This is a genomic window from Mycolicibacterium novocastrense (assembly GCF_001499835.1).
Classification (GTDB): Bacteria; Actinomycetota; Actinomycetes; order Mycobacteriales; family Mycobacteriaceae; genus Mycobacterium; species Mycobacterium novocastrense.
In genome coordinates this window covers 99,654-111,965 of the sequence record NZ_LQIH01000010.1, presented here as the reverse complement: position 1 = coordinate 111,965, position 12,312 = coordinate 99,654, and the positions used below count along the sequence as shown (strand labels likewise).

The following is a 12,312-nucleotide window of genomic DNA, read 5'->3' as shown; positions in this document are numbered from 1 at the left end:
AACTTCAGGGTCGGCGGTCCATTATGCCAGCTAGGGCCGCCAAGTGCCTAAACGCGTGCGCACCGGGCGGTATTCCGCTGCCGCCTCGACCGTCGCGCTATTCCACCTCTGGGGCCGAACGTGGGTTACCCGCACGCGGCGCGGCGGTTTGGCGTGACATAACCCCACACTCGCGGCTAGGCGGCTACGCGGCTAGACGGCTAGACGGCTAGACGGCTAGACGGCTCGCGGCTAGACAGGCTGGAACCTGCTGCCGTCGCGCCGCCACAGCGTCCTGCCGTCGGGTGCGACACCTCGCGCGACCAGCTCACGCTTGAGGATCTTGTTGGTCGCGGTGCTCGGCAGCTCGTCGGCGACCCACACGTAGCGCGGCCAGGCCTTCGGCGAGAGGTCTCGCTGAGCCGCCAGGAACTGCTCGAACGTCTGCGGATCGAGTTCGGCGTCGTCCTGCAGCACCAGGGCGGCCATCACCTGGTCGCCGACGAGCTCGTCGGGCACCGGATAGACCGCGACGCGGTTGATGGCCGGCAGCCGCAGCAGGATCCGCTCGATGGGCGCGGTCGCGAGGTTCTCGCCGTCGACCCGCATCCAGTCGGCGGTGCGTCCGGCCAGGTAGATGTAGCCGTCGGCGTCGCGGTACGCCAGATCGCCCGACCAGTACATGCCGTGGCGCATCCGCTCGTCGGTGGCGTCCGGGTCGTTGTAGTAGCCGCGGAACAGGCCACTGCCGTCGGTGTTGACGAGTTCGCCGATCGCCACGTCGGCGTTGGTCAACGCGCCGTTCTCGTCGAACTCCGCCACCGGGCACTCGGTGACCGTGTCGCTGTTGTAGATCGCCACGCCTGGAAAGCCTTGTCCGATCGAACCTTTCGGCGTGTCGGGGGTGCGGGTGATGATCACGGCGTTCTCAGTCGAACCGAAGCCGTCGTCGACGGTGACGTCGAAACGCCGGCTGAACTGCTCGATGTCGCGGTCGGTGGCCTCGTTGCCGAATGCGACGCGCAGCGGGTTGTCGCGATCGTCGGGCTGCTCGGGAGTGGCCAGAACGTAGGCCAGCGGTTTGCCCACATAGTTCATGTAGGTCACGCCGTGGCGTCGGATGTCGGCCAGGAACCTGGACGCCGAGAACTTGGCGGGCACCATCGCGGCCCCGGCGACGAGCGCGGGCGCCCAGCCGCCCACCACGGCGTTCGAATGGAACATCGGCATCGAGAGATAGCAGACGTCGTTCTCGGTGAGTTCGAACTTCTCGGCCAGGGCGTTGCCGGCGAACAGCACCATGAGGTTGGCAACCTGGACGGCTTTGGGGTCACCGCTGGTGCCCGAGGTGAAGATCATCATGAACGTGTCGTCGACGGCGGCTTCGCGGTCCGGAGTGAACGTCGTCGCGGTGGCCAGGAAGTCCGTCCAGGCGGTGCTCGACGTGTCCAGCACCGTGACGCCCGGCAGGTCCAGGCCGTCGAGCAGCGGACGGTGTTCGGCGTCGGTGATCAGGAACTGGCAGTGCACCTTGGTGACGTCGCGTGCCAGGGCCTCACCGCGGCGCGTGGTGTTGATACCGCACACCACATAGCCCCCGAGGCCGGCCGCCGCGAGCGCGATCAGCATGTCGGGGGTGTTGCCGAGCAGGACCCCGACGTGCAGGGGACGGTCCGGGTCGGCGGCGCCGATGAGCGCAGCGGCCTGAGCCTTGGCCTCCGCGACGTATTGGCGGTAGGTCCAGGTGCGGTCCTCGTGCCGGATGGCGACGGTGTCGCGGTCGGCGCGCTCGTTGAGCAGCTGCTGGAGCGTGTCCGCCATGGCTCACCTTCCGACAGTGAACAGATTCGCGATTCTGTCTACCATGACACAATGCTCCGATCGGCCCACTCGAGGGCGAGGTTAACGGAGGAGCCCACCTGGTGACGAGCGGCGCCGCCACCAAAACCGTCCGCGATCGACTGATCGACGCGGCCGAGGTCTGCCTGCGCGCCAAGGGAATCCGCTCGACCACGGTGTCCGAAGTCGCCGAGGTGGCCGGCGTCTCCCGCGGCTGGCTGTACCGTCACTTCCCCGACAAGGTCTCGCTGCTCGGTGCGGCGATCGTGCGGCTCAACGAGGCCTACTGGTCCGAGGCGCACGAGATGCTCGAGCGCGTCGAGGGCCTCGACCGGCAACTCGCCGCCGGGGTCCTGCACGGACGAACGGCCTATGACGACCCCGGCACGTTGTTGATGAAACTGCGCATCGACGAGCCCGAGGAGTTCGCCGCCTGCGCGGGCGCCGGTGTGCAGGGGCTGGTGCCCGACCTGGCCGACTTCTGGTCGCGCTACCTGATCTCCGCGCGCGAGTCGGACGAGATCCACCCCGACACGGATATCGCTGAGGCATCGGAATGGCTTGCCCGCGTGCTGATTTCGTTTGCCACCGTCCCCGGCAAGACGCTCGACCCCAGCGACGGAGACGCGGTGCTGCGGCACCTGCGCCGCTATGTCATGCCGGGCCTGCGAGCCGGTCCCGGCGCCTGATTCGTCTACGCGACGTCGATGGTGATCGCGGGCCGGCCGACAAGCGTCATGAGGATGTCACGGATCGGCGCCTCGACTCGTCGGCCCTCGCCGGCCTGGAATTCGGCGTCCGTCGCGGCGAGTTGCACGCCACGAAAGCGTTGCTGCGCCTTGAACGGAAAGCCCATCGTCCACACCCGTTCGGCCGCCGCGACCGCCGCGTCGACGGGCATGGGACGGTCGATCCCGAGTGGCACCGCGATGTCCTGGGTGTGCACCAGTACATCCATCAACGGGTCCAGTTCGGAGGTTCCCGGCGGATGCTTACGTGATCCCCGCATGGCGCGCAGCGCCGCTGTCAGCTCGGCAGGAGTTCGCTTGTCCTGCAACGCTACTCGATAGATCATCGCGTTGAACCGGAAGCCGGATCGCAGCAGTTCGAACAGCAACCTCGGCTTGCCGGATGCGGAGTGCGTGATGTGCGCGGCCACGTGGCGAACGGTCCACCCCTCGCACAGGGTCGGTGTCGACCACTGTGCGGGCTCGAGACCATCGAGCATGTCGGCAAGGCTCGCACGCTGCTCATCGATATGCCGCCAAACGGTGTCGGAATCCACGGCCACCCCTCCGGTTAGTCAGGTGTCCTGACGAATATAGTCAGGTATCCGTACTAAGGTCAATGGGGTGAGCGACTGGGTGAGCACGGCGACGTTGATGTTCATCGGCCATCGCGCCGCCGAGGCGCGCGTCATGGAGGCATTGGCCGCTGCCGGTGCCGACGACATCACCCTTGCGCAGTCGAGGCTCATGCAGCGCCTCGATCTGCGGCAGGTGAATTCGAACGGGATGCGGCTCACCGATCTGGCCGAGCAGGCACGCGTCACCAAGCAGACTGCCGGCGCACTGATCGACCAACTGGAACGGTCCGGCTATGTCGTGCGCACGGCGGACCCCACGGATGCGCGCGCCCGGCTGGTCACATTGAGCGACAAGGGCATGGCGGTGTGCCGGACCGCGGGCGCCGAGATCGCCAAGCTCGAAGACGAGTGGCGACGTTTCCTCGGCGACCGCCGGTTTCAACAGCTTCGCGACGCGCTGACGGCGCTGCGCGAGATCACCGACCCCTATCGATGAGTGGTTCCGGCTAGTCGGCGTCCATCGAGCCCGGAGCGGTCTTGGAGACCTGCACCAGGAACTCGTAGTTGTTCTTGGTCTTGCGCAGCTGGCTCATCAACAGGTCGATGGCCTGGTGCGGATCCAACCCGGACAACACCCGACGCAGCTTGTGCACGATCGCGAACTCGTCGGGCGACAGCAGCAGCTCATCCTTGCGGGTGCCGGACGGGTTGACGTCGACGGCCGGGAAGACGCGCCGCTCGGCGATCTTGCGATCGAGCTTGAGCTCGGCGTTACCGGTGCCCTTGAACTCCTCGAAGATCACCGTGTCACCGGTCGACCCGGTCTCCACCATCGCGGTGGCGACGATGGTCAGCGAGCCGCCCTCTTCGATGTTTCGGGCCGCGCCGAGGAACCGCTTCGGGGGATACAGCGCGGTCGAGTCGACACCACCGGACAGGATGCGACCCGAGGCCGGCGACGCGTTGTTGTACGCGCGGCCGAGGCGGGTGATCGAGTCCAGTAGTACGACGACGTCCTTGCCCTGCTCGACGAGCCGCTTGGCCCGCTCGATCGCCAGCTCCGCGGCCTGGGTGTGATCGGACGGCGGCCGGTCGAACGTCGAGGCGATGACCTCGCCCTTGACCGAGCGCTGCATGTCGGTCACCTCTTCCGGACGCTCGTCGACGAGCACCACCATCAGGTGGCATTCCGGATTGTTGGTGGTGATCGCGTTGGCGATGTCCTGGAGGATCGTGGTCTTACCGGCCTTGGGCGGCGACACGATCAGCGCGCGCTGACCCTTGCCGATCGGCATGATCAGGTCGATGACGCGGGTGGTCAGCTTCTCGGTGTTGGTCTCCAGGCGCAGCCGCTCATTCGGGTAGAGCGGCGTGAGCTTGTTGAACTCCGGCCGCTTCTTGGCCTCCTCCACCGGCTTGCCGTTGACGGTGTCCAGGCGCACCAGCGGATTGAACTTCTGCCGCGGGTTCTTGTCGCCGCCTTCTCCGTCTCGGGGCACCCGCACGGCACCGGTCACGGCGTCACCGCGACGCAAGCCGTTCTTGCGCACCATGTTCATCGAGACGTACACGTCGTTCGGGCCGGCCAGATAACCGGAGGTGCGGACAAACGCGTAGTTGTCGAGAACGTCGAGGATGCCGGCGACGGGCTGAACGACGTCGTCCTCACGCAGTTCGGTATCGCGGTCACCGCCGCCGCCGTCACCGCCGCCGCGCTCACGGCGCCTGCGGTCCCGGAACCGGCGACCGCGACGACCGCCACGGCCCTCGCCGTCGTCGTCGTTGTTGCCGCCGCCGCGGTTCTGGCCACCCTGCTGGTCGCCGCCCTGCTGCTGATCACCGTCGGACTTGGTATCCGACTTGTTGGACTGCTCGCCCTTGTTGGACTGGTCGCTCTGGCGATCGCCGGTCTTGGCGTCGGAAGGGGCGTTGTCCGGCTGGTCGCCCGAAGCGTCGGGTGCGCCGGTTCCTCGCGACGCGCCACGACGCTCACGGCGACGGGGCTGTTGCTCGGCGTCGGTGTTGGAACCGCTGTCGTCGCCACTCTGGGCGCCCGACTCGGCGTTCGGAGCATCTTTGGCGGGTTCGGCGGTCTTGGCCTCGCTGGTCGGAGCCTCACCACCGGCGGATGTCTTTCCGCGGCCGTTCGAGTCGCCGCGCCGCTCACGGATGGCGGCGACCAGTTCGCCCTTGCGCATACCGGATGCGCCCTCGACGCCGATTTCCTTGGCCAAGGCACGCAGTTCGGGCAACACCATGGTCGACAGCGAGCCGCCGCGGTTGCCGGAAGCGACCTCGGCGGTCGGTGCAGTTTCCGCGGTCGGCGTCGCGTTCGGCGCGTCGGCCGCCGTAGAAGTTGAGGTGTCTGAACTCACGGCGTTTGGCAGCTCACTGGTTTCGCTGCTGCCCCCAGCCGTGATCAGGTCCGTTTCAGTCACGGATTTCCTTTCTTTCCCTCGCAGATCGAGTCGTGCGGGGGTTCGGTGCGATCAGTCAATCCACTGAACGCATGGGCTCCACCATTGCCCCTGCAACGGTGATGGGCGGGCCTCGCCGGTATTCGACGAACCGTCAATCCGCGCGCAAATCACGGGGAAAATGGGTGGTGTCCTAGTGTCGGCGCAGGTAGAGACGCTGCGATTGCCTGACGACAGCGAGAATATCCCGCATCGGGACGGGAAGCAAGAAAGACATGGGTGTCGTGTTGCTCCTGTGATTCCTGTTTTGGCCGCGGTCAGCGTCGTACTGGCGCGCCCGACGTCCACTTGGCGCCGTCACCGATGGTCATGGCTTTGACGGTGAACCCGTTCGCGGTGCCGTACTCCACAGCTTGTGTGGGCAACTCCGCTGACGTGCACAGTGCAAGCACCGAAGGACCCGCTCCCGAGAGCACCGCTGCTATTCCGCAACGCCGCAGGACCTTCAGGTATTCCGCGGAAGCAGGCATCGCCGAGGCCCGTTGCGGCTGATGCAGGACATCCTCGGTGGCCGACACCAACAGGTCGGGCCGTTCCGTCAATGCGACCACCATCAGCGCGGCCCTGCTCACGTTGAAACGCGCGTCGGCGTGGCTGACCTTCTCCGGCAGGAGCACGCGCGTCTCGGCGGTCGACGATCGCTCGTCCGGTATCGCGACAAACAGGCGGATGTCGGGGTGTACCCGGATCGGCGCCGCCTCGAATCGAGTCCCCGACTGCTGTTCTTCGGTCCAGGACACCACACCGCCACCCAGCACGGCCGCCGAGGCGTTATCGGGGTGCCCTTCGAACTCCGAGGACAACTGGATGAGGACGTGTTCCGAGAGGATCTCCGAAGAAGTCTGCGCCGCAAGGCCGTTGACCACCGAGAGTCCGCTGACCACCGCTGCTGCCGACGACCCGAGGCCGCGCGAGTGTGGAATGTCGTTGCGGCAGCGCACCGTCATCCCGGGAACGCTGATGTTCAGCGCCTGGAGCCCTCGCCGGATGGCCTGCACCACGAGATGGGTGTCATCCAGCGGCACCTGGCCGGCGCCCTCACCTTCGACCTCGACGGTCAGGCCGGAATCCGTTGTCTCGACGACGATCTCGTCGTAGAGGCTCAGCGCGATGCCCAGACTGTCGAAACCCGGGCCGAGGTTCGCGCTGGACGCCGCCACCACGGAGGTGGCCCTCAGTCCCGGCGGCAGTACGTGAGTCACCGGCTATCCCAGCCCCAGCTGCTCGACGACGGCCACCGGATCGACGGGTACCGCGATGACCGACGGCATGCCCTTCAACGCGGTGTCCGGGTCCTTGAGTCCATTGCCCGTCACCGTGCACACGACCGTCGAACCCTTGGCCACCCAACCGTCTTCGACCGATTTGAGCAGACCGGCGATGCTGGCCGCCGATGCGGGCTCGACGAACACGCCCTCGCTGCTGGCCACCAGGTGGTAGGCCTCGAGGATCTCGTCGTCGGTGGCGGCCAGGAATCGACCGTCGGACTGCTGCGCGGCCTCGACGGCGGTGGTCCACGACGCGGGCGAGCCGATTCGGATGGCCGTCGCGATGGTCTCCGGATTCTTGACCGGTTCCCCGTGCACCAGCGGCGCGGCACCGGCGGCCTGCGTGCCGAGCATGCGGGGAAGACGATCCGAGACGCCGTCGCGGTGGTACTCGGTGTAGCCCTTCCAATAGGCGGTGATGTTGCCGGCGTTGCCGACCGGCAACGAATGCACATCGGGTGCGACGCCCAGTGCGTCGACGATCTCGAAGGCTGCGGTCTTCTGCCCTTCGATCCGGTACGGGTTGACGGAGTTGACGAGCGATATGGTCGGAAAGTCGGCGGTCAGCTTGCGCGCGAGTTCCAGGCAGTCGTCGAAGTTGCCGTCGACCTGGATGATCTTCGCGCCGTGCATGACGGCCTGGGCCAGCTTGCCCATCGCGATCTTGCCCTGTGGCACCAGCACTGCACAGGTGATGCCCGCCCTGGCCGCATAGGCCGCTGCCGATGCTGACGTGTTCCCGGTCGATGCGCACAGCACCGCCTGCTGGCCGCGCGCCACGGCCTCGGTCACCGCCATGGTCATGCCGCGGTCCTTGAACGAGCCGGTCGGGTTGAGCCCCTCGACCTTGAGATGCACTGTGCAGCCGGTGAGTTCGGACAGCCGCTGCGCGGGTAGCAGCGGAGTACCACCCTCACGCAAGGTGATCGGCGTCCAGCTGTCGTCGACCGGCAACCGGTCGCGGTACGCGGCGATCAGCCCGGGCCACGGCTGGTGAACGGTCCGCGCTGAGGTGCTCATTCGGTGGTTCCTTCCATGCGCAGCACGCTGTTGATGCTCTGCACGACATCGAGGTCGGCCAGTGCGGCCACCGTCTCCGACAGTGCCGCGTCCGTGGCCTGATGGGTCACCACCACGATGCGCGCACCGCACCGCTGACCCTCCTCGTCGACCATGCCCTCCTGGCGCACCTCGGCGATGCTGACGTCACGTTTACCGAATTCCGCTGCCACTGCGGACAACACGCCGGCTCGATCGGCGACGTTCATGTTCACGTAGTAGCGAGTCGGGATAAAGCCGATCGGCGCGATCGGCAACTTGGCGTACCTCGACTCGCGCGGGCCCCGGCCACCCTGCACGCGGTTGCGAGCCGCCATCACGAGGTCACCCATCACCGCGGAGGCCGTGGGCGCACCGCCCGCGCCCTGCCCGTAGAACATCAGGCGGCCCGCGGCTTCGGCCTCGACCACCACCGCGTTGAACGCTCCGTTGACCGCGGCCAGCGGATGGTCCAACGGCACCAGGGCTGGGTACACGCGCGCCGAAACCCGCTCCTGCCCCTCGTCACCGATGAGCCGCTCGCAGATCGCCAGGAGTTTGATCGTGCAGCCGAGCGCCTTGGCGGATTCGAAGTCGGCGCTGCTGACCTTCGTGATGCCCTCGCGGTACACGTCCTTTGAGCTGACCCGCGTGTGAAAGGCGATCGAGGCCAGGATCGCCGCCTTCGCCGCGGCGTCGTATCCCTCGACGTCGGCCGTCGGGTCGGCCTCGGCGTAACCGAGGGCACTCGCATCGGCAAGCGCGCTGGCGTAATCGGCGCCCGTGCTGTCCATCTCCGAGAGGATGTAGTTGGTGGTGCCGTTGACGATGCCGGCCACCCGGACGACCGAGTCCCCCGCCAGCGACTGGGTCAGGGGGCGGATGACGGGGATCGCACCGGCGACGGAAGCCTCGAAATACAGGTCCACCCGGGCGTTTTCGGCCGCCTGGGCCAACTCGCCGGTGGAGACGGCCATCAGCGCCTTGTTGGCGGTGACCACGGACTTGCCCTGTTCCAGCGCGGCCAGGATCGCTTTGCGCGCGGGTTCCACGGGCCCCATCAACTCGACGACGATGTCGACGTCGTCGCGGGAGACGAGCTCCTCGACGTTGTCGGTGAGCTTGTCGACGGAGATTCCGCGGTCGTCGGCGACGCGACGGACGCCGACGCCGCGCAGCACCAACGGCGCACCGATGCGTGCGGCCAGGTCGTCGGCGCTCTGCTCGATGATGCGCACCACCTGGCTACCGACGTTTCCAAAGCCGAGGACCGCTACGCCGATGGGCTTTTCGGAGTCAGTCATCGTTACCTCACTTCCAGACTCAGCAGATCGTCGACCGTCTCCCGGCGCAGGATCAGACGGGCTCGCCCGTCGCGCACAGCCACCACGGCGGGGCGGCCGATCAGGTTGTAACGGCTCGACATGGAATAGCAGTAGGCGCCGGTCGCCGCGACTCCCAGCAAGTCACCGGGCCGGATGTCGTCGGGCACCCACGTGTCGCGGACGACGATATCGCCGCTCTCACAATGCTTCCCGACGATCCGACCGATCGTCGACGCGGCGTCGCTACGTCGGGAAATCAGCCGTGCGTCGTATTCCGCACCGTAGAGCGACGTGCGGATGTTGTCGCTCATACCGCCGTCCACGCTGACGTAGCGGCGGTGAGCGGTCGGGCTGACGGCGACATCCTTGACGGTGCCGACCTCGTAGAGCGTGATGGTCCCGGGACCCGCGATGGCCCGTCCCGGTTCGACCACCAACCGCGGAGCCGGTAACCCGACGGCAGCCGACTCCTCGCGCACGATCGCGGTCAGCTTGGCGGCCAGGTCGGCGATCGGGGGCGGATCGTCCTGGGGCAGATACGAGATGCCCAAGCCCCCACCCAGGTCGACGATCGACATCTGTGAGGTCTTGTCGACCCCGAACTCGGCGACCACGTCGCGGAGGAGTCCGATCACCCGGTGCGCGGCGATCTCGAAGCCCGCGACGTCGAAGATCTGAGACCCGATGTGGCTGTGCAAACCCTTGAGGCGCAGGTGATCGGTCTCGAAAACCCGGCGGACGGCGTCCATGGCGGCACCCGAAGCCAGCGAGAGCCCGAACTTCTGGTCCTCGTGCGCGGTCGAGATGAACTCGTGGGTGTGCGCCTCGACGCCGACCGTCACGCGGACCAGCACGTCCTGGACCACGCCTGCGGCACCGGCGATCTCGTCGAGCCGGTCGATCTCGACCATCGAGTCGACCACCACGTGCTCGATACCGGCCTTGACGGCTGCGGTCAGCTCGGCAACCGATTTGTTGTTGCCGTGCAACGCGATCCGCTCGGCCGGGAATCCACCGGCCAGCGCGACGGCCATCTCTCCCCCGCTGGCCACGTCGAGCGAGAGACCTTCTTCGGCGATCCAACGGGCGACCTCGGTGCACATGAACGCCTTGGCGGCGTAGCGGACGTTGTCGCCCCCGCCGAACGCCGCGGCGATCTCACGACAGCGCGTCCGGAAGTCGTCCTCGTCCACCACGAAGGTCGGCGTCCCGAACTGTGCGGCGATGTCGGTGACCGGCACACCGCCGATCGACACCACGCCGGCGTCATCGCGAACGGTGCTGCGGGGCCAGACGTTCGGTGCCAGCAGCAGGAGTTCGGACGGCGACTGTGGGCGCGGCGGAGCACCACCGTGGTGGATCTCTTCGGCGTGCCGGGGGCCGGCGGGATGGGCGATCACATGCGCTCCGGAGCGGTGACGCCGAGGATGCCGAGACCGTTCGCGATCACCTGACGGGTGGCCTGACACAGTGCAAGACGCGCACCGTGCAGTTCGTTGGGCGTCTCGTCGCCTTGCGGCAGCACGCGGCAGGAGTCATAGAACCGGTGGTAGTCGCCGGCCAGATCCTCGAGGTACCGCGAGACACGGTGTGGTTCGCGCAGTGCCGCAGCCGTTTTCAGCACGCGAGGGAATTCGCCGATGTTGCGGATCAGCGTGCCTTCCTTGTCGTGGTCGAGCAGTTGCAGGTTCTCGGTGCTGGGCACGACACCCAGTTCGGCGGCGTTGCGGGCCAGGGCCGAAAGGCGCGCATGCGCGTATTGCACGTAGTAGACCGGGTTTTCGTTGGACGCCGACGACCACAGCTCGAGGTCGATGTCGATCGGGCTGTCGACCGAGGACCGGATCAGCGAGTAGCGGGCGGCGTCGACGCCGATCGCCTCGACCAGGTCGTCGAGGGTGATCACGGTGCCGGCCCGCTTGCTCATCCGGACCGGTTGGCCCTCGCGCACCAGGTTGACCATCTGCCCGATCAGCACCTCGACGGTGGCCGGGTCCTCCCCCAGCGCGGCCGCCACCGCCTTGAGCCGGGCGATGTAGCCGTGGTGATCGGCGCCGAGCATGTAGATGCACAGGTCGAATCCGCGTTCGCGCTTGTCCAGGTAGTAGGCGATGTCAGCGGCGACGTAGGCCGGCGCACCATCACTCTTGATGACGACGCGGTCCTTGTCGTCGCCGTAATCGGTTGTGCGCAACCAGGTTGCGCCGTCCTTTTCGTAGATGCTGCCGGCGTCACGGAGCCGCGCGATCGCATGCTCGACGCGTCCGGACGTGTGCATCGAATCTTCGTGGGTGTAGACGTCGAAGTCGGTGCCGAAGTCGTGCAGGGACTGTTTGATGTGGGCAAACATCAGGTCCACGCCGATGGCGCGAAACGTCTCGCGCATCTCGGCGTCGGGCAGACCCAGCGCATCGGGTTCCTTGGCGAGCACCTGGGCGGCGATGTCCTTGATGTAATCGCCCGCGTATCCGTCGTCGGGGGTCGGTTCGCCCTTTGCCGCGGCGATCAGGGAGGTGGTGAACCGGTCGATCTGGGCGCCGTGGTCGTTGAAGTAGTACTCGCGGGTGACCGCGGCGCCTTGGGTCGACAGCAGCCGGCCGAGCGCGTCGCCGACGGCCGCCCACCGGGTGCCGCCGATGTGGATCGGCCCAGTGGGGTTGGCGGAGACGAACTCGAGGTTGATGTTCTGTCCTGCGAGCGCCTCGGAGTGACCGTAGGCCGTCCCGGCGGTCAGGACGTCGGTGATGATGACGTTTTGCGCTGACGCCTCGAGGCGCAGGTTGACGAAGCCGGGGCCCGCGACGTCCGCGGCGGTGATCCCGGCTTTGTCGGCCAGGGCCGCGGCCAGCCAGCCGGCCAGTTCCCGCGGGTTGGCGCCGACCTTCTTGCCCAGCTGAAGAGCCAAGTTGGTGGCATAGTCGCCGTGCTCGGGATTGCGCGGACGCTCGACGGTGACGGTCTCCGGCAGCGCTGACGCGTCGAGCCCATGCTGGGCCAGCACCGCGGCGGCGGTGGTCTTGAGCAGGTCGGCCAGGTCGGCGGGGGTCACGGGGGTCCATCCTATGGTCTCGGGTGGTCAG

The 12,312-nt window shown here is 67.2% G+C and carries 10 protein-coding genes; 2 read left to right on the top strand and 8 right to left on the bottom strand.

From position 1 onward, the window contains the following. Positions 1 to 231 precede the first annotated feature (231 nt). Positions 232 to 1,800, bottom strand: coding sequence for a fatty-acid--CoA ligase FadD1 (gene fadD1, locus AU072_RS09665; protein ID WP_064413580.1), 1,569 nt, complete (start codon positions 1,798 to 1,800; stop codon positions 232 to 234). A 101-nt stretch (positions 1,801 to 1,901) separates the two neighbouring features. On the opposite strand from fadD1, the gene AU072_RS09660 reads away from it, so the two are divergent. Continuing rightward, positions 1,902 to 2,507: a TetR/AcrR family transcriptional regulator gene (locus AU072_RS09660; protein WP_064413579.1), complete on the top strand. Its 606-nt coding sequence runs from the start codon at positions 1,902 to 1,904 to the stop codon at positions 2,505 to 2,507. 5 nt (positions 2,508 to 2,512) lie between these two features. On the opposite strand, the gene AU072_RS09655 is transcribed toward AU072_RS09660, so the two are convergent. Continuing rightward, the gene (locus tag AU072_RS09655) at positions 2,513 to 3,103 is read right to left on the bottom strand and encodes a maleylpyruvate isomerase family mycothiol-dependent enzyme (RefSeq protein WP_064413601.1); all 591 of its coding nucleotides are present in this window, start codon (positions 3,101 to 3,103) and stop codon (positions 2,513 to 2,515) included. Between the two features lie 67 nt (positions 3,104 to 3,170). Between AU072_RS09655 and AU072_RS09650 the strand changes: the two genes are divergently transcribed. Next, positions 3,171 to 3,620: a MarR family winged helix-turn-helix transcriptional regulator gene (locus tag AU072_RS09650; protein ID WP_064413578.1), complete on the top strand. Its 450-nt coding sequence runs from the start codon at positions 3,171 to 3,173 to the stop codon at positions 3,618 to 3,620. A 10-nt stretch (positions 3,621 to 3,630) separates the two neighbouring features. Here the strand turns inward: AU072_RS09650 and rho are convergent, their stop codons facing one another. From rho to argS, 6 genes are all read right to left on the bottom strand, one after another. Beyond that, complete coding sequence (rho, locus tag AU072_RS09645; protein ID WP_064413577.1) at positions 3,631 to 5,562, bottom strand: transcription termination factor Rho; 1,932 nt, start codon at positions 5,560 to 5,562, stop codon at positions 3,631 to 3,633. A gap of 296 nt (positions 5,563 to 5,858) precedes the next feature. Further along, on the bottom strand, positions 5,859 to 6,803 hold the full coding sequence (gene thrB, locus AU072_RS09640; RefSeq protein WP_064413576.1) for a homoserine kinase: 945 nt from the start codon (positions 6,801 to 6,803) through the stop codon (positions 5,859 to 5,861). Between the two features lie 3 nt (positions 6,804 to 6,806). Beyond that, positions 6,807 to 7,889, bottom strand: coding sequence for a threonine synthase (gene thrC, locus AU072_RS09635; protein ID WP_064413575.1), 1,083 nt, complete (start codon positions 7,887 to 7,889; stop codon positions 6,807 to 6,809). Further along, on the bottom strand, positions 7,886 to 9,211 hold the full coding sequence (locus tag AU072_RS09630) for a homoserine dehydrogenase (protein WP_064413574.1): 1,326 nt from the start codon (positions 9,209 to 9,211) through the stop codon (positions 7,886 to 7,888). The genes thrC and AU072_RS09630 overlap by 4 nt, the downstream gene beginning before the upstream one ends. A gap of 2 nt (positions 9,212 to 9,213) precedes the next feature. Next, positions 9,214 to 10,632 (bottom strand): diaminopimelate decarboxylase, encoded by a 1,419-nt coding sequence (gene lysA / locus AU072_RS09625; RefSeq protein ID WP_064413573.1) that lies wholly within the window; start codon positions 10,630 to 10,632, stop codon positions 9,214 to 9,216. Beyond that, a complete protein-coding gene (gene argS / locus AU072_RS09620; RefSeq protein WP_064413572.1) occupies positions 10,629 to 12,281 on the bottom strand; it encodes an arginine--tRNA ligase in 1,653 nt (550 codons plus the stop codon). The genes lysA and argS overlap by 4 nt, the downstream gene beginning before the upstream one ends. Positions 12,282 to 12,312 lie beyond the last annotated feature (31 nt).

What these genes read in the sequence shown, in the direction of transcription:
- thrC (WP_064413575.1), bottom strand. Translation starts at nt 7,889, where the DNA reads ATGAGCACCTCAGCGCGGACCGTTCACCAGCCGTGGCCCGGGCTGATC.
- AU072_RS09630 (WP_064413574.1), bottom strand. Translation starts at nt 9,211, where the DNA reads ATGACTGACTCCGAAAAGCCCATCGGCGTAGCGGTCCTCGGCTTTGGA.
- fadD1 (WP_064413580.1), bottom strand. Translation starts at nt 1,800, where the DNA reads ATGGCGGACACGCTCCAGCAGCTGCTCAACGAGCGCGCCGACCGCGAC.